General features: G+C 46.5%; 17 protein-coding genes and 1 tRNA gene. 7 read left to right on the forward strand and 11 right to left on the reverse strand.

Annotated elements, in window-relative coordinates; translation table 11 throughout:
• The 3 genes from serS to A3751_RS05660 all read left to right on the forward strand — a co-directional run.
• Positions 1-666: serine--tRNA ligase (gene serS, locus A3751_RS05650; protein ID WP_068453243.1), on the forward strand; the 666-nt coding region annotated here is incomplete at its 5' end.
• A gap of 11 nt (positions 667-677) precedes the next feature.
• Entirely contained in the window at positions 678-2,060 is a 1,383-nt protein-coding gene (gene cysG / locus A3751_RS05655) for a siroheme synthase CysG (protein ID WP_068453245.1), read from the forward strand.
• Between the two features lie 178 nt (positions 2,061-2,238).
• Positions 2,239-2,733, forward strand: coding sequence for a hypothetical protein (locus A3751_RS05660; RefSeq protein WP_068453248.1), 495 nt, complete (start codon positions 2,239-2,241; stop codon positions 2,731-2,733).
• Positions 2,734-2,815: 82 nt separating this feature from the next.
• Here the strand turns inward: A3751_RS05660 and A3751_RS05665 are convergent, their stop codons facing one another.
• Positions 2,816-3,880 carry a 3-deoxy-7-phosphoheptulonate synthase gene (locus tag A3751_RS05665; protein WP_068453250.1) on the reverse strand — a complete coding sequence of 355 codons (1,065 nt, stop codon included), beginning with the start codon at positions 3,878-3,880 and terminating at the stop codon, positions 2,816-2,818.
• Positions 3,881-4,099: 219 nt separating this feature from the next.
• Between A3751_RS05665 and A3751_RS05670 the strand changes: the two genes are divergently transcribed.
• Positions 4,100-4,465 carry a PilZ domain-containing protein gene (locus A3751_RS05670; protein ID WP_068453252.1) on the forward strand — a complete coding sequence of 122 codons (366 nt, stop codon included), beginning with the start codon at positions 4,100-4,102 and terminating at the stop codon, positions 4,463-4,465.
• Positions 4,466-4,468: 3 nt separating this feature from the next.
• On the opposite strand, the gene A3751_RS05675 is transcribed toward A3751_RS05670, so the two are convergent.
• From A3751_RS05675 to flgA, 9 genes are all read right to left on the reverse strand, one after another.
• Positions 4,469-5,593: an alpha/beta fold hydrolase gene (locus A3751_RS05675; protein ID WP_197466196.1), complete on the reverse strand. Its 1,125-nt coding sequence runs from the start codon at positions 5,591-5,593 to the stop codon at positions 4,469-4,471.
• A gap of 87 nt (positions 5,594-5,680) precedes the next feature.
• Positions 5,681-6,478, reverse strand: coding sequence for an enoyl-ACP reductase (locus tag A3751_RS05680; RefSeq protein ID WP_068453256.1), 798 nt, complete (start codon positions 6,476-6,478; stop codon positions 5,681-5,683).
• Between the two features lie 2 nt (positions 6,479-6,480).
• A complete protein-coding gene (locus tag A3751_RS05685) occupies positions 6,481-8,118 on the reverse strand; it encodes an ABC transporter ATP-binding protein (protein WP_068453258.1) in 1,638 nt (545 codons plus the stop codon).
• A gap of 12 nt (positions 8,119-8,130) precedes the next feature.
• The gene (locus A3751_RS05690) at positions 8,131-9,168 is read right to left on the reverse strand and encodes an ABC transporter permease (protein WP_068453272.1); all 1,038 of its coding nucleotides are present in this window, start codon (positions 9,166-9,168) and stop codon (positions 8,131-8,133) included.
• A complete protein-coding gene (locus tag A3751_RS05695) occupies positions 9,168-10,259 on the reverse strand; it encodes a microcin C ABC transporter permease YejB (protein ID WP_068453260.1) in 1,092 nt (363 codons plus the stop codon). The genes A3751_RS05690 and A3751_RS05695 overlap by 1 nt, the downstream gene beginning before the upstream one ends.
• Complete coding sequence (locus tag A3751_RS05700) at positions 10,256-11,962, reverse strand: extracellular solute-binding protein (RefSeq protein WP_197466197.1); 1,707 nt, start codon at positions 11,960-11,962, stop codon at positions 10,256-10,258. The genes A3751_RS05695 and A3751_RS05700 overlap by 4 nt, the downstream gene beginning before the upstream one ends.
• Before the next feature lie 227 nt (positions 11,963-12,189).
• A complete protein-coding gene (locus A3751_RS05705) occupies positions 12,190-12,690 on the reverse strand; it encodes a flagella synthesis protein FlgN (RefSeq protein WP_068453264.1) in 501 nt (166 codons plus the stop codon).
• A gap of 24 nt (positions 12,691-12,714) precedes the next feature.
• Complete coding sequence (gene flgM, locus A3751_RS05710; RefSeq protein ID WP_082863076.1) at positions 12,715-13,053, reverse strand: flagellar biosynthesis anti-sigma factor FlgM; 339 nt, start codon at positions 13,051-13,053, stop codon at positions 12,715-12,717.
• 57 nt (positions 13,054-13,110) lie between these two features.
• A complete protein-coding gene (gene flgA, locus A3751_RS05715) occupies positions 13,111-13,839 on the reverse strand; it encodes a flagellar basal body P-ring formation chaperone FlgA (protein WP_156492275.1) in 729 nt (242 codons plus the stop codon).
• A gap of 136 nt (positions 13,840-13,975) precedes the next feature.
• Here flgA and A3751_RS05720 point away from each other — a divergent pair, with 136 nt between their 5' ends.
• From A3751_RS05720 to A3751_RS05730, 3 genes are all read left to right on the forward strand, one after another.
• Entirely contained in the window at positions 13,976-14,923 is a 948-nt protein-coding gene (locus tag A3751_RS05720; protein ID WP_068453268.1) for a chemotaxis protein CheV, read from the forward strand.
• A 27-nt stretch (positions 14,924-14,950) separates the two neighbouring features.
• Positions 14,951-15,775 (forward strand): protein-glutamate O-methyltransferase CheR, encoded by an 825-nt coding sequence (locus A3751_RS05725; protein ID WP_156492276.1) that lies wholly within the window; start codon positions 14,951-14,953, stop codon positions 15,773-15,775.
• A gap of 195 nt (positions 15,776-15,970) precedes the next feature.
• Positions 15,971-16,058 (forward strand) — tRNA-Ser (locus A3751_RS05730).
• A gap of 2 nt (positions 16,059-16,060) precedes the next feature.
• Here A3751_RS05730 and A3751_RS22655 read toward each other — a convergent pair.
• On the reverse strand, positions 16,061-16,991 hold a 931-nt coding region (locus A3751_RS22655), incomplete at its 5' end, for a hypothetical protein (RefSeq protein ID WP_197466198.1).

Below are 16,991 nucleotides of genomic sequence, written 5' to 3' on the forward strand. Positions count from 1 at the left end.
TTGTTTGGTACGGGTCAGCTTCCCAAGTTTTCAGAAGACCTTTTTAAACTGCACGCGGACCGAGAATTTTACTTGATTCCAACGGCTGAGGTCCCTGCCACGAATATGATTCGTAATGAAATTGTCGACGAAGCGTCACTGCCTCTTAAATTTGTTTGTCATACCCCTTGTTTCCGTAGCGAAGCTGGCTCGTATGGACGAGATGTAAGAGGCATGATTCGTCAGCACCAGTTTGATAAGGTTGAGTTGGTTCAGGTCGTGAAGCCATCTGACTCTGATGAAGCCCTTGAGGCCCTGACCGGACATGCAGAAGGAATACTTCAAGCGTTAGGTTTGCCATATCGACTCGTTAAGTTATGCGGTGGAGATTTAGGCTTCTCTGCGGTTAAGACATATGATCTCGAGGTTTGGTTACCTGGCCAGCAGGCTTACCGTGAAATATCTTCGTGTAGTAACACCCGTGATTTCCAAGCTCGCCGAATGCAGGCGCGCTATCGTGACGCTGAAACAGGCAAGCCTGCTTTGGTTCATACTCTTAATGGCTCGGGGCTTGCCGTTGGTCGAACTCTCATTGCTGTGATGGAAAATTATCAGCAGGCTGACGGTTCTATCAAGGTTCCTGATGTGCTGAAGCCATATATGGGTAATCTCGACGTTATTCGTTAACGCACTGTCGTATGAATTGGCTACCCTTATTTTTTAAGCCGCATAACCGAGCCATTATTGTGTTCGGTTGCGGTGACAAAGCTATCCGCAAGATACGTTTTTTAAAACGCTTTTCCTTTCCGATTACTGTTATCCACTTACCGCAAGATACACGGCCTGAGATCGACAATGTTCGCTTCATTGAAGTGGAGTCCGTAGGTGTTTTAACCGCTAGCGCTTTTGAGGGCTGTTTTATTTGTGTGGCAGCGCGCGGCAATCACGATGATCACGTTTTTGCGGCTCTTGCACGCCAGCAGGGTATTCCTGTTCATGTTGCGGAAGACCCAGAAAATAGCGATTTTCTTTTTCCTGCTCTCATTGATCGAGGACCGATCACTGTTGCAATTTCTAGCAGTGGGCAGCATCCAACACTCACACGTCTTATTCGTAGTCGTGTCGAATCTGTGCTGCCGGCTCGCCTTGAGGCTTTGAGTAATCTCGCTGTTGAGTTTCGTGATCGTGTTCGTGAGAAATTACCTCAAATCAATCATCGGCGAGCGTTTTGGGAAAGACACTTTGAGGGCCGTGTTGGGAATTTAGTGTTTAGCGGAAAAGATCATGAAGCGCGAGCACTGCTAGATGAAAGTTTAAAGCTGAGCGAATGTACCGACGTAAGCGCGGTGGGCGAGGTGTATCTAGTTGGAGCTGGCCCTGGCGACCCTGACTTGCTGACCTTCAAAGCTTTACGCTTGATGCGCCAGGCAGACGTGGTGCTTTATGATCGCTTGGTTTCGCCACAGATTTTGAAGCTAGTTAGACAAGATGCCGACATGATTGATGTTGGTAAGCGTCGTGCAAACCATACGGTTCCTCAAGAAGGTATCAATGAATTGCTGGCGAGTCTGGCAAAGCAGGGTAAGCGTGTTCTTCGTTTAAAGGGCGGAGATCCGTTTATTTTCGGCCGGGGTGGGGAAGAGATCGAAACACTTGCCAGTCAAGGCATCGCTTTTCAGGTTGTTCCCGGCATTACCGCAGCAGCAGGCTGTGCGAGTTATTCAGGAATTCCGCTCACGCATCGTGACTATGCCCAATCCGTGAGGTTTGTTACTGGACATCTGAAGAATGATTCAAGCGACCTTAATTGGTATAGCTTGATTGCTGAACACCAAACTTTGGTTTTTTATATGGGCTTGGTTAGTCTTCCTGTTATTTGTGAAAACCTTGTCAAACATGGCATGAGTGGTTCTATGCCGTTGGCGGTCATTTCCAAAGGCACGCTTCCTGAGCAGAGAGTGATGGTATCTACCCTTGCTAAGGCCGCTGAGGACGTTGCCGAGGCGAAATTGGCTGCGCCAACAATAATTATTATTGGTGATGTCGTTCGGCTACATCATGCACTTTCTTGGTCAAAATAATCCAAAGCTTGTAACGTAAAACGAAGTTTTGTGTGTGAAGTGTATCTTTGGGCGCGCGATATCACACGGTGTAGCAAGCCGTTCCGGCAGGATCTGACAATCTGCGTCATAATCTTACTCGTCAAGTTCATTGCGCTGCTCAGGTGACTGAAGTAGCTAAGTATCATAGAGGTAAGGTATGAGTGTTCTTCCCCGATCAGCGATTCGATTACTAGAGCTACAAGCTGTTCCACTAAGCCAAGTTGGTGTAGATAACCCTGAGCTATCAGCAGGTGATGAAACGAAAAAATCAACGCGTGGCTTGTTAGGTAAGGTCAAAATAGGGCTTAAATCAAAGTCGAAGGTTGAACCGATTCACAGCAAACGAAAGCAGCGATACACTTTCAATATGGCAGCGTGGTTACGGTTTGGTTTGTCCGATGAGAATCGCCTCGTGACACTATGCCTGTCCTATACCGATGCGGCAGGAGAGCATGTGGCGCTCGTTGAAGAACAATTGGTCGAAGACAAGTCGAGTTCGATGCTTTCATCCTTTGTTGAAATCGAAACTAAAGGGCCTTTGTTAGCACTAAAAGTGGCCTGTGCCGGATTGCAAGCTGAAGATCGCTGTTACATCGAAGACCTCAGTATCAAGCGAGCTGAGGTAGACGTTACCGAAAGAGCTGCTGTTTAACACATGCTAAAGCAAGAAAGCCGCTCGTAAGACTGTCAATACGCAATCTAAGCGAGCGGCTTTTACGATAAGAATTACTTCTCTATCGGTTTGGCAACACATCCTTGAGTTTTGTATGCATATCTAGAATGGCTTTTTCTGTTGTTTCCCAGTCAATGCATGCGTCGGTGACAGAAACGCCATACTGAAGGTCTTGGAGGTTTTCAGGAATAGACTGGCTACCCCAATTCAAATTACTCTCAATCATCAAGCCAATAATCGACTTGTTGCCGTCAATAATCTGATTTGTGGCGTCTTGCATAACAAGAGGTTGCAGCGCAGGATCTTTATTTGAATTCGCGTGGCTACAGTCAATCATGATGTTTTTCGCAAGATTGGCCTTTTCAAGGGCCTGCTCACAAAGGGCTACGTTTACCGAATCATAATTTGGCTTGCCACCACCCCCACGAAGTACAACGTGAGCATAGGGGTTGCCTTTCGTTCGGACCACAGAAACTTGCCCCTCGCGATTAATGCCTAGAAAGCTATGCGGGTGGGCAACCGAACCCAGTGCGTTGATTGCGACACCTAGGCCACCATCGGTGCCGTTCTTAAAACCGATTGCTACGGAAAGTCCAGAGCTCATCTCTCTGTGCGTTTGCGACTCTGTGGTTCTAGCGCCGATTGCCGACCAAGAGATGGTATCTTGTAAGTACTGTGGCGAGATCGGGTCAAGTGCCTCTGTCGCAGTTGGCAGCCCGATTTCAGCAATATCTAACAACAGCTTTCGGCCAATATGCAAACCGTCTTCGAGCTCAAAAGAGTCGTTCAAGTGTGGGTCATTGATCAAACCCTTCCAGCCAACCGTCGTGCGCGGCTTTTCGAAATAGACACGCATAACCAGGTAAAGGGTGTCCTTTACCTTGTCTGACAGCTCTTTTAGCTTCAGTGCATATTCTTTTGCAGCGTCTACATCATGAATAGAGCATGGGCCCACAACGAGAAAAATACGTTTGTCTTCTCGGTCCAAAATGCGATTTACAGTATCGCGGCCTTGTTGGATAGTCTCTTTGGCTTTATCAGAAAGCGGAATATCGCTTTTAAGTTGTGCTGGAGTGATAAGAAGTTCTTGGCTAGCAACGTTGATGTTGTCTAATTCGGTGCTCATGGTTTTAACCTACTAAATATCGTCTACTACCGACAGGTTATTGTTTTAAGTTACAAATCTAAGTTAGCCAACGATGTTGCAGCAATAAAGCCGGCTTTGCAACGTCTAGGGTTGTGTTACGTGAATGATTCATAAAAATAGGGTTTTATCGCGCCAAAAACGCGCTTATGGCTATACTCAATTAGTAATGTATTGAGCTAAGGCACCTATAAGAAAACCATGACCCAATATTTTAGTGATGACGAAAGACGCGGCGAAGCAAGAATCTATCGCAGCGGTGAGATATTTGTAGAAGTGACCTCAGCAGAGCCAGACACTAGTGCTTTACCAGAAATCATTCGTTGCGAGGTATTGGATTTGTCCGCAACGGGAGCGCAGCTTCTAGCCGATGAGGACATGCAGAATGGTGCAATACATACTTTGGTTGTCGATCTGGACGAGTTTACAGAGAATTTCCGGCTTGCTGGTGAGGTTCGTTGGACTCAGTCTTGTCGCGACGGCTATTTGGTAGGTTTTGAATTTCTAGATTCTGAGCAAACCGGGATTGATGACTGGAAAAGCTTGCTTTCAAACTTCTTGAACTAGCTACTATTCGCTATCAATATCTTCCATCGTCTCTAAATTGGGCCCAAAGAGTGCCTCTTTGTCACCGAGAGAGTCAACAGCGTCTTGAATGGTAAAGGCGTCTCGCCCTAAGCCTTCGATTGTAGGAAGAGGCTCATCATTGATGAAAGCAATCAAATCGTAAGCGGAGTCTTCTGGGTGCTCTTCCATACTCAGATGGCCAACCCCTTTATATTCGACCAGCATCGAGTTAGGTATTGCGTCGACCCAACGCTGAGCATGATCAAAGCGCCCCCACTTGTCACGATTCCCCCACATAATTAGCGAAGGCGCCTGAATATCTGCAAAAGATGCGGTGGTTCCATTAAGCATCAATTCGTGGACCATTTCAGCTTGAAGGACGTTTGTTTTCTTTGCGCTGGGTGCTTGGAGTAAGTGCAGATAGCGTTGCAGTGATGCCGGGGTAATTCGTTCAGGAGTACCGTAAAAGTCATCTGCAATGGTTGTTGCAATGGTTGCTGGCTGGAAAAACTTGGACACAGTGCTACTGTCCACTAAGTAATCAACGATGAAAGGCGGCTCTTGTTGCATTCCCAAGGGCGAAATTAGCGTTAAAGACTTAATCCGATCAGGGTTATTGATTGCATAGCGCGAAGCGAGATAGCCGCCGTAGGATGCGCCTACCAAATGAAAATTTCGCAGGTTTAAGTCTTCAATCAAGTATGTGAGTGTATGTGAGATATAGTCTTGGCTAAGGTTCTCGGGGCAGTGTTTCTTTGGGTTAGAGATGCACTTGGGCGCACCGGTAATGCCCGCTCCAGGAAGATCAATGGCGACGACTCTAAACTCTTGCCGTAGAATCTCTACCCATCGCTCCCAGGTGTGGAGAGAAGATAGCTCCCCGTGTAACAGAACAATTGTCTCTCCCTCGCCGACGTCACGAAAATGCACTGGTAAGCCGAAGTCGTTAGTTCGAAACTGCGAATCGGGGTAGGAGTACCTAGACGTGATATACCACTTCGGTAGCTCTGAGAAGCCGAGAAAATTTGTCAGCGATGTAGCAGACTTCGATGCACCACCAATATTCGTGCAGCCGGAGATGCTGCCCAAAGCGAAAATCGCGAACAATATGAATATGTGACGTAACACAGAAATAACTCGACCGTTCCAGACTAAGCGAAGAAGAATACCTGATTGAAGATAGCTTTCAGTGAACTAGTGCAGCTTCGCAGCGCTTTATGCGTCCGAATCGTCTAAAGGCCGCATTGCTGTCGTGTTAAATCCGCCATCGACATACAAGATTTCACCGCTGATACCGCTGGCTAAGTCACTACACAAAAACGCGGCAGCATTACCCACTTCCTCAATTGTGACATTGCGCTTCAGGGGCGCTTGTTTCGCGGTTTCGTTTAGCATCTTTCGAAAGTTTTTAACGCCAGAAGCCGCTAAGGTGCGAATTGGACCCGCAGAAACAGCGTTAACGCGGATACCTTCTTGTCCAAGGCTGCTTGCCATGTAGCGTACATTTGCTTCTAAGCTGGCCTTGGCGAGCCCCATGACATTGTAATTAGGAACGACCCGTTCAGCTCCAAGATAGGTGAGGGTGAGGAGAGCTCCGCCATGTTCTTGCATAAGTGGACGTGCAAATTTTGCAAGAGCAACAAAGCTATAAACACTAATGTCGTGAGCGATGCCGAAACCCTCACGCGTTGTCGCATCGACGTAATCGCCTTCAAGTTCGTGACCAGGAGCGAAGCCAACCGAATGAACAACGATGTCAATATGCCCCCATTGCTGCTTAATGTTATCGAAAACGGCTTCTATTTGTTTGTCGTCGGCAACGTCTAGAGGAAGTATTAGCGGGCTTGACCACTTCTCACCGAAGTCCTCGACGCGCTTCTTGAGCTTGTCATTTTGGTATGTGAGAGCGATCTCAGCACCCTCGCGGTGCATTGCATCGGCAATACCTGTGGCGATAGAGAGCTTGCTAGCGATACCAACAATTAAAACTTTTTTTCCTGCTAAAAAACCCATACTTAAACCTCAGTGTGTTGCGCGATTACGGAATTCTGTCCATAAAAGAACGCGGCTTCAAGTAATTCCTTCGTGTAGGGGTGTTTTGGGGATGAAAACAAGGCTTCGCATTCATTTTCTTCAACAATCTTGCCATGCTTGAGTACGAGTACTCGATGGCTAAGTGCTCTCACGACAGCAAGGTCATGGCTGATGAAGATAAACGCTATATTGTGCTTTTGTTGTATTCGGCGAAGAAGGTCGATTACCTGTACTTGGATGCTTCTGTCCAAGGCCGACGTCGGTTCATCTAGGATAATAAGTTGTGGTTTGAGTATGAGTGCTCGGGCAATGGCGATACGCTGCCTCTGACCTCCCGAAAACTCATGCGGATAACGGTGACGATAATCCGGATCTAGCTCAACCTCACGCAGTGCATCAATAATCATCTGCTCTCGTTCGACAGCGTCACCAATCTTATGAATTTCAAGGCCTTCAGATATGATCTGCCCGATAGACATGCGTGGACTTAAGCTGCCGAATGGATCTTGGAAAACAATTTGTATTTCTCGACGTATTGGTCTGAATTGTTTTTGGTTCATCTGGTCGATACGTTTACCGTCAAATGCGATGACACCTTTGCTACTAAGCAGCTTAAGAATTGCCATTCCTGCGGTCGTCTTGCCACTCCCACTTTCGCCGACAATGCCTAGGGTTTCGCCCGCGCGAACGGAAAAGCTAACGTTGTCGACAGCGGTAAAGCTGTTAGTCACCTTTCCGAAGAAGTTCTTCTTTATTGGAAACTCGATCAGAAGGTTTTCTGAGTTAAGAATTAGCTCTGCGTTCTTGGAGACAGGTTGTGGCATGCCATGGGGTTCGGCTTCGATCAGTGCACTCGTGTAGGGGTGGGTCGGGTTCTTAAATACATCCTTTGCCGTGCCTTGCTCAACGATAGTGCCGTTTTTCATCACTGCTACCGTATCTGCATACTGACGAACGACGTTTAGGTCGTGAGATATTAGGATAATAGACATTCCCATTTTGGTTTGGAGGTCCGCAATAAGTTCAAGAACCTGCTTTTGGACAGTAACATCGAGCGCTGTGGTCGGCTCATCGGCAATTAGTATTTCAGGTTCATTTGCAAGCGCCATCGCGATCATGACCCGTTGTTTCTGTCCGCCAGATAGTTCATGGGGGTACGCGCTAAGTCGGCGCTCAGAATCAGGGATGCCCACGAGCTCTAGAAGCTCCACACAGCGCTCTCGGCATCTTGTGTTGCTCAGTCCTTGGTGAAGTTTGAGTACTTCCGAAATCTGTCGCTCCACGGTGTGCAGCGGGTTCAAAGAGGTCATGGGCTCTTGAAAAATCATGCCGATTTCATTACCACGGACTGCTCGTAACTCTTGTTCGCTCGCTTGAAGCAGGTCTTGTCCTTTGAACAGGATTTCCCCTGAGGGGTAACTCGCACTTTGGCGCGGTAGAAGCTGGATTATCGCGTTAGAACTGACTGACTTTCCGGAACCGCTCTCGCCGACTAAGGCAAGGGTTTCTCCACGATTTAGGGTGTAACTTACTCCATGCACCACCGTTTGGCTTTCGCCGTTATGCGCGAAAGCCACGCTTAGGTTTTTAACTTCAAGTATGGGCTGCTGTTGGTGCATAAAAGCTATCCGTTAAATTTTTCTTGGATCAAACGCATCGCGAAACGCCTCTCCGATAAAAACTAGAAGCGAAAGCATGACTGCAAGAACGATAAAGGCGGTCATACCTAACCAAGGCGCGTGCAAATTGGTTTTGCCCTGAGATATAAGCTCACCCAGCGACGGGGAGCCGGGAGGCAAGCCGAAGCCGAGAAAATCCAAGGAGGTGAGGGTGGTAATTGACCCGGTCAAGATAAATGGCATGAACGTCAGGGTTGCTACCATTGCATTTGGTAGTATATGGCGGAACATAATTCCTGCGTTGTTCAATCCCAGGGCTCGTGCCGCTCTTACGTATTCAAGGTTTCGCGCACGTAAGAATTCAGCTCTAACGACATCAACGAGGCCCATCCAGCTGAACAATAACATGATGCCTAGCAGCCACCAGAATGTTGGTTCAATTACGCTAGATAAGATAATCAGCAAAAACAACACAGGAAGTCCTGACCAAATCTCTATGAAGCGCTGCCCAATAAGATCGATCTTACCACCATAGTAGCCTTGCAATGCTCCGACGGCCACGCCGACGATTGAAGAAAATATGGTGAGCGCTAATCCAAATAACACGGAAATTCTAAAGCCGTAAATCACTCTCGCCATCACATCTCTAGCTTGGTCATCAGTGCCTAAAATATTAATCGTTGTTGGAGCCGAAGGTGCAGGCGTTTCAAGTTGGTAGTTGTGTGTGTCGTAGCTAAAACGAATCGGGGGCCAGAGTATCCAGCCTTTCTCCTCAATGAGCTCTATAACATATTCGTCGCGATAATCTGCTTCAGTTTCAAACTCCCCACCAAATTCCGTCTCCGAGTATAGATTTGCGATTGGTGTGTAAATGCCTCCGTCAAAATAGACGATCAGCGGTTTGTCATTTGCGATCAGTTCCGCAAAAAGCGAGGCAATGAAGAGCGTAAGAAATATCCAAAGGGAGTAGTATCCGCGACGATTTGCTTTGAAATTCGCAAGTCTCCGCTGATTGAGAGGCGACCATCTATTGCTATCAAACGCACGCATCATGACTCTCTGCTCTCAAAATCGATTCTTGGATCAATGAAAACATAGGTTAGATCGCTTATTAGCTTTAGCAGAAGGCCGACAATGGTGAAGATAAATAAGGTGCCGAACATCACAGGGTAGTCTCGGTTAAGCGCTGCCTCAAAACCAAGTAAGCCAAGTCCATCTAGCGAGAATATAACTTCGATCAGCATTGAGCCGGTGAAGAAAATACCAATGAGCGCGCTGGGCATGCCAGCAATGACGATCAACATAGCGTTACGAAAGACATGGCCGTAGAGCACATTTTTCTCACTAAGGCCCTTAGCGCGCGCGGTCGCGACATATTGTTTGTTGATCTCATCCAGAAATGAGTTTTTGGTCAGCATTGTAAGGGTTGCAAAGCCTCCGACAACGATAGCTGAGACAGGCAATACTAAATGCCAAAGATAATCGATGAATTGTTCGAATGCGCTCATCTCTTCGAAGTTACTTGATGTTAGCCCGCGAAGTGGAAAGAAGTCCCAATAGCTGCCACCGGCAAACAGAACAATCAGCAATACTCCAAAAAGAAAGCCTGGAATCGCATAACCAACAATAATGACGCTACTGGTCCAAACATCGAAGCGAGAGCCATCATTGACGGCTTTTTTGATACCCATCGGTATGGAGAGCAAATAGATAATGAGCGTTGACCATAAACCTAGCGAAATGGAGACGGGCATCTTCTCGACAATAAGGTCGATGACACTTTTGTCCCTAAAAAAGCTATCACCAAAATCAAAGGTGATGTAACTTTTGATCATAATCCAAAATCGTTCATGTGCTGGTTTATCAAAGCCATACAGCTTCTCAATTCGAGCAACGAGCTCAGGATCTAATCCTTGTGCGCCTTTATATTTAGAGCTGGATGAGTCACTACTTGTTGAGCTGACTTGGTCACTTCCTCCGCCCAGTCTTGCTTGGACATCAGATTCCATTCCCTGAGTTTGCGCAAGCATACGCTCGACAGGTCCTCCAGGAGCGGCTTGAACGATGACAAAGTTGAGGAGCATGATTCCAAATAATGTCGGAATCATTAATAGCAGTCGTTTTGCAATATAAGCGGTCATTGCGCGTTCTTAGACCACCAAGCATCAATATATACACCTGATTTTGGCGATACCTCAGGGTGGGCAAGTGTATTCCGATAGGCCACTCTATCAACAGGGTTGAACCAGTTTGGTATAACATAATGCCCCCATAATAAAACTCTATCTAGGGCGCGAGTTCTCTGAATGAGGGACGCACGGGTCGGAGCACTGATCACAAGTTCAATGAGTTCATCGATGACCGGGCTGTTTATTCCCGCATAGTTACGCGAACCAGGCTGATCAACTTTGCTTGAGTGCCAAAATTCGCGCTGCTCATTACCGGGCGAATTGGATTGGGGAATACTGCTAACGATCACATCGAAGTCAAACTCTCTGAGTCGATTGATATACTGCGTTGTATCAACAACAGATATACGCGACGTTATACCAAGCCTCTGAAGGTTCTTGATAAACGGCTGGATAACACGCTCAAAGTCTTTTTGAAACATCAAGAACTCGAGTTCCAGCGGTTTTCCGTTTTTATCTAGCCTTTTGCCATCTTTTACTGGAAAACCAGCTTCGTCTAATAGTTTCATGGCTGCGCGGAGGTTTTTTCTCAACGAGCTCGGTTTTGCGGTAGTTGGAACGGTAAATTCTTTTTCAAATACTTCGGTTGGTAGTTGCTCTTTATAGCGGCTTAGGATCTCTAGTTCTTCACCTTCCGGTAGGCCAGAGGACGCCAATTCAGAATTTTCGAAGTAACTGGAGGTCCGTTGATACTGAGAGTGGAACAGGTTTTGGTTTGTCCATTCGAAGTCAAAAGCGAAGGATAGGGCATGGCGCACTTGGCTATTTGACAATGTGGGGCGCCTGGAATTGAGCACAAACGCTTGCATGCCGGAAGGTCGTTCGTGTTTGACCTCTTCTTTTATGAGTTCACCTGTTTCGAATAGCTTTCCTTCATATTGTGTAGCCCAGTTTCGCGCAGTGCTTTCAGTACGAAAATCATACTCACCGGCTTTGAAGGCTTCTAACGCGACAGTATTGTCGCTGTAGTATTCGTAGATGATCTGATCAAAATTATGCTTGCCTTTCGCGACTGGTAGATCCTGCGCCCAATAGTCGGGGTTTCGTTTGTAGGTAATGGACCTTCCTGGGTCAACTTTCGAAACGACATAGGCGCCATTACCGACTGGAATATCAAGACTAGCCGAGCCGAAGCCTTTTGTTTCCCAATAATGTTTGGCCAGAATGGGCATTTGACCAAGGATAAGTGGTAGCTCTTTGTTTTTATTGTCTTTGAACTTGAATGTTACTTTTAAAGGGTTGTCTATAACGACTTCATTAACATCGCCATAATACGCGGCATAGAAGGGCTGTGCCCGCTCGTGCGTGGTGAGCATTTCGAAGCTGTATTTGACATCTTCCGCCGTAATTTGCTTGCCATCACTAAATCGCGCTTTTGGATTTAATTCAAAACTTACCCATGACCGGTCTTCTGGCAAGAGTATTTTTTCAGCAATTAAACCGTACTCGGAAAACGCCTCATCTTCGGAATGGACAGTAAGGCTCTCATATAGTCTTGAGACGCCAGCGCCACTGACACCCTTTACTATAAAGGGGTTAAAGCTGTCGAAGCTGTTTGAGCGAACGCTCACGCGCAGCGTGCCGCCCTTTGGGGCCTCAGGATTAACATAATCGAAATGCGTGAAGTCGGGGCCATACTTGAGATCACCGTGCATGGCGATCCCATGAGTAGGAGCGGCGATAACGTTGAGAGTAAGGAACGATAAAAGTACAAATGTCAGCGGTTGTCGCAAAGCGCGCATAGTATCAGGCCAGATTGTTTATATTATTAGGTAAATCCTAAAGCCTCTGTGGTGGTCAGTCTAGCGTGTCGCGAATGAAAATAGCCGTAGTGCGTTAGAGGTCACGCCTCGGCCATGTTTCGCTCAAAAAACGAGCAGATTTAAGCCTTGGCTATGCTCGTGGCGGAGGAGTAGGCTTGTTCTGTGCCGGTGTTACCATAGAGCTTCGGTTTTGAATGTTGCCCTCGCACGATGTCCATGATTTTCTGATTTCGTGCGCGTGAGCGTTCAATTACCAAGCCGTTTACTTGATTGAGTTGCTTACACTCATCAAGTTGAATAAGCGAATCGTTCCAAAGCCTGCTTAAATCTGGGTCACCAAGCGCGTCGATTCCAATTTTGACTTTGCCAGCTTCGATTTTTGCGCCAGAAGCGGTAATCAGTTTTACTTTTGCGCGGGCTCTATCTTCAATTTGCTTGACTAACGTGCCTTTGTTCTTAGCAAGATGATTGATGTGGTCGGTATTCCGCTCTTTGAGGGCGGTTGCTTCTTCTTTGAGTGTCGCGCGAAGATTCGAGATGTCTGTTAGATCTTTCTCAAGTAACAGTTTTAACTGAGCGCAAAGAGCGGGGATTCTGTTGGGGATGTTTGAGTTTGACATACGCTTACCTCGAATAGATTTTCTCTATTCAAGGTCAAGCATTTTCTGCGCCATGTTTTGAGGGTTGGACTTATAGCTTCCATCAGCAATTGCAGCTCGGAGCTCTGCAACCCGCTGTTCGTTAACTTCAGAACCGCCTTTTAGGTCTGCTTCTGCTTGCTGAATTGCTTGAGCCGCATTACTTAAGCTGACCTTTGTAGAATCAGTCTTGTTTTGCGGTTCAGAGGCAGCAGGCTGCGTCGCTTCCAGTGCTGTGCCTGATCGCTGTTCGCTACGTTTTCCACGAAGCGGGTCCTGATTGTTGAGGTTTACACCGTTGATATCAATACTCATCACAATAACTCTATTTAGCTGTTCACTCATATTAACGGACGCTGACCAAAAAACTTTAACTTATTCTGTAAAAAAGTAAGTATTTTTTTACATCAGCACCGCGACTCTTCCTCTTTCGACCACTTGCGCTCGAATGATGCGGTCTGATGAGAGGTTTTTCACGCTGATTTGTTCTCCAAGAGCCCCTGAATTTAGAGCCTCTCCTTTCATTTGTATTGCTATGATATTGCTTTTTGCAGAGATGATTACTTGGTCTCCCCGCGATATCAAATTAGGCGCCTGTAGTCGTGAAGGCGTGATCGCCGAGCCTTGTTTTATCGTTCTTTTTGATAGCATCCCAGTAACTAAATCTATCTCATCGTAGTGCGCGTATCGCGTGACGTTAAGTTGTTGCTCTTTCAATTCAAGATGACGCGGCTGAATAAGCGTGTTTTTTGGGATGCTGGTGGCTGCTACGACAACATCACCATAAATGTCTATCGTCAGGGGTACGAAAAGCTGCCAAGAAGGGGAGCTGCATTTTAATTCAATGGTGTTGTTAGGTGATTGGTATATTCTGCGGCGTATTGAGAAAACGATTTCTGAGTCGCAGTCACTGAATTTTAGTTTTGGCGGGATATTGCCGATCAAGAAGTCATAACGGTGCTGTTTTTCCGCCAGCGGCAAAAGCTCGCTCCTTACGAACTCTTCTGTCATTTGCCGCAGCTGATCAGTCTTGAGTGTGTCGGCAAAAGCTTGTGTAAACATGCTTCCTGATGCCAGTAAGAGGGATAGTCTTAGTAGATCAAAAAGCAGTGTCATAATTTTGGTCTGCATATCTCGATACAAAATCTCTTTAAGAATTGTTAGAAATAATGCAATTGGTGCGCCGCTTTTAAAATGTTGGTCTATTATTGCTAACAATTAAGCGGCTATTTGTCGCCAAACACGATGCAATTGGGAGTGACAAAACGTGGCAGGTGTTCTCGATAGTGTTAATCAACGCACTCAGCTCGTAGGCCAAAACCGATTGGAGTTACTGCTGTTTCGGCTAGCGGGCAGTCAGGTTTTTGGGATTAATGTGTTCAAGGTGAAAGAGGTATTGCAATGCCCCAAGCTTGCAACCCTTCCTAAGAGTAATCCCGTTGTAAAGGGTGTGGCCCATATTCGTGGCGGTACGATCCCCGTTTTAGATATGGGAATGGCGACTGGACAACGTCCGGTGTCGGATAAGGATCTTGATGATCACTTTATTATTATTACGGAATACAATCGTAAAACTCAGGGCTTTCTTGTTTCTGGAGTTGAACGTATCGTGAACCTTAACTGGGAAGAGATTCATCCGCCTCCAAAAGGTTCTGGTCGCGAGAATTATCTTACTGCCGTTACAGAGATCGACAATAAGCTCGTAGAGATTTTGGATGTTGAAAAAATCTTGGCCGAAGTGTCTCCAATGGATGAAAGTGTCAAGGAAGAGACGTTAGCTGATCATGATGTTCAGGAATTTAAACAGCATAAAATTTTGGTGGTCGATGATTCTGTCGTTGCTAGGAAGCAAGTTAAGAACTGTCTGCAGGCCATCGGCGCAGAGGTGGTTCTAAAGAATGATGGGCGCCAGGCCTACGATCACCTTAGAGAGATTACTTCTGACGGAAGCACTGCTGCGGCTCATTACAGTATGATGATTTCTGATGTCGAGATGCCAGAAATGGATGGTTATACACTCACGGCGAAATGCAAGAGCGAAGCCTTACTTTCTGATTTATACATAATGTTGCATACTTCGCTGAGCGGCGTGTTTAATCAGGCTATGGTGAAGAAAGTTGGAGCCGACGATTTTATGGCGAAGTTTAGCCCTGACGAACTAGCCGAGCGAGTCATGAGCGCGATTGAGCAGAATGTCGAGAATTCGGCGTCATAAACCCACAAAGAAAGGGATTCAGCCTCAGTGATAACAAGTCAATCGTATTCTGCATTTTGCGAGTTTTTGGATTCTGCTTGCGGTATCGTTCTTGGAGCAAATAAAGAGTACCTCGTTTCGAGTCGACTTCGTCCGATTTTGGAAAGCAATGAATTAGAGAATCTTGAGTCTCTTTTAGAAAAGTTGAAGTTTGGTAACACCAAGTTGCGCCAAGCTGTGGTCGACGCGATGACGACGAACGAAACTCTCTGGTTTCGCGATGATCACCCTTTTCGGTTTTTTAAGGAAGAGCTCCTTGAGCAGCTTTACAAGGACGCGCCCTCAAGAAAACCTCGTATTTGGTCTGCCGCTTGCTCTAGTGGACAAGAGCCGTATTCGATAGCGATATGTGCAACGGAGTTTGGCAAAAGCAAGCCTTTGCTTGGATCTCGTGGCTTAGATATTGTTGCGACCGATATCTCTTCGGCTATTCTTGATGTTGCTCGAGCTGGAGTCTACGACAAGCTTGCGTTGAATCGAGGTATGTCGGCTGAGCGTTTAAAGCAATTTTTCGATGAAACCTCTTCTAACACTTGGGCCGTAAAACCTGCGATTAAGCGTTTGGTTCAATTCAAAGCTCTTAATCTGCAAGAAAGTTATATCGCACTTGGTGGCAAGCTAGACATGGCATTTTGTCGTAATGTCCTCATATATTTCTCTGCGGAGAATAAACAGAAGATTTTAGAAAAGATTCATTCGCAGTTGCGTCCGGGTGGGTACTTGATGCTCGGAGCCTCCGAGTCCATTGGTCCTGCTGGGGAGAAGTTTACGATGCAGCAGTACAAGGGCGGTATTGTCTACCAAGCTAAGTAAATACTTGGCTTGCTTTTCACTTTCTCCTCATATAAATTACGCCGCTCTTCAGCACTGGGTACACCTTTACTTCGTTCTTAACGTGTCGAGTAAAGAGAGGTGTTTGAGTGGGTCGTTTGTCTTGCTTTGCGTTGCCAAGAGCGATGTTTTGATAACGAAGCCACTCAATATGTTTAGACATATGCGCTGAAAAACGGTGAGGTGTCCGAGCGGTCGAAGGAGCACGCCTGGAAAGTGTGTGTACGGCAACGTACCGAGGGTTCGAATCCCTCTCTCACCGCCATTTTAAAAATGTTTCTCCAGCCAGGCTCGGCTGCCTGCGATGATTTGTTTCTCTTTGTGTAGCGCATTGTAGAACCGCATTAGTCTTCCTTTGAATTCCTTCTTAGAGTGCTTGTGAATCTCATTTTGATTATCAATCTGAGTGAGTAAGTCGTTTGCCAGCCTCTTCGCGTTCGTTTTATCGCCACATAAGAGTGTCAGTATCTTGATCATGCTTTTGGAAGCGCCGTCTGTCGAGAAGTATGCGTTTGGCTGTGCTATCTGACTGAATTCGGGGCGTGGTGTGGCAAATACTCGGCAGTTCTTTGTCTTGTTTGCGACGAGGTGTGTTGCTCGCTCTTTACTGATTGGTAGGATAAAGCGTTCTAGCGGGATGAAATGCGCTCCTTTTGGATCGAAATAATTGTAGTTTATTGCGTGTTTAAAAAGATCTAATACACCATATGTTACATAGAGTTGTTCGCCTGCTAAGTAGTCCTTTCTCGCTTCAAGAAAAAGCTTGTCAGCGGTGCTCGCAATACCAGACCCTCCAACATCATTGTGGTTAAAACAATCAAGTATGGGTACGAAGCCTTGGTCGGCCATCGCTCTAGAGGCATAATTTAGGGTCACCAAACTGCACGTATCTTGTTTTATTTTTTTGTCGAACTGGCAGATGGCAGAGGATAGCGCGATGTTTGATTTTCTGAACTCTAGTATGTCTCTCAGCAAGCGCGGCGCAGCGGAGGCAAGGGTGCGCTCCTCAGACGAGGTTAGATACTGAACGGATATTTCTCTTAAATATTCTTCAGGGTCAAACAACTTAAATACAGGCGCGAATTCCGAGCTCTCTCCAAGGTCCATTTCTCGGCTAGCGCTGTGAATATGTATCGCAGCTGTAGATGTGCCTGCAGGGTAGTGGTTTGGGCGAGGGTTTAAAAGTGCGGCTTTAGGG

Source organism: Oleiphilus sp. HI0080 (assembly GCF_001635135.1).

Excerpts from the sequence above, each read along its gene's own strand:
- cysG (WP_068453245.1), top strand. The coding sequence starts at position 678 with ATGAATTGGCTACCCTTATTTTTTAAGCCGCATAACCGAGCCATTATT.
- A3751_RS05660 (WP_068453248.1), top strand. The coding sequence starts at position 2,239 with ATGAGTGTTCTTCCCCGATCAGCGATTCGATTACTAGAGCTACAAGCT.
- A3751_RS05705 (WP_068453264.1), bottom strand. The coding sequence starts at position 12,690 with ATGTCAAACTCAAACATCCCCAACAGAATCCCCGCTCTTTGCGCTCAG.
- A3751_RS05695 (WP_068453260.1), bottom strand. The coding sequence starts at position 10,259 with ATGACCGCTTATATTGCAAAACGACTGCTATTAATGATTCCGACATTA.
- A3751_RS05665 (WP_068453250.1), bottom strand. The coding sequence starts at position 3,880 with ATGAGCACCGAATTAGACAACATCAACGTTGCTAGCCAAGAACTTCTT.
- flgA (WP_156492275.1), bottom strand. The coding sequence starts at position 13,839 with ATGCAGACCAAAATTATGACACTGCTTTTTGATCTACTAAGACTATCC.
- A3751_RS05670 (WP_068453252.1), top strand. The coding sequence starts at position 4,100 with ATGACCCAATATTTTAGTGATGACGAAAGACGCGGCGAAGCAAGAATC.
- A3751_RS05690 (WP_068453272.1), bottom strand. The coding sequence starts at position 9,168 with ATGCGTGCGTTTGATAGCAATAGATGGTCGCCTCTCAATCAGCGGAGA.
- A3751_RS05700 (WP_197466197.1), bottom strand. The coding sequence starts at position 11,962 with ATGCACGGTGATCTCAAGTATGGCCCCGACTTCACGCATTTCGATTAT.
- A3751_RS05685 (WP_068453258.1), bottom strand. The coding sequence starts at position 8,118 with ATGCACCAACAGCAGCCCATACTTGAAGTTAAAAACCTAAGCGTGGCT.
- A3751_RS05680 (WP_068453256.1), bottom strand. The coding sequence starts at position 6,478 with ATGGGTTTTTTAGCAGGAAAAAAAGTTTTAATTGTTGGTATCGCTAGC.
- flgM (WP_082863076.1), bottom strand. The coding sequence starts at position 13,053 with ATGAGTGAACAGCTAAATAGAGTTATTGTGATGAGTATTGATATCAAC.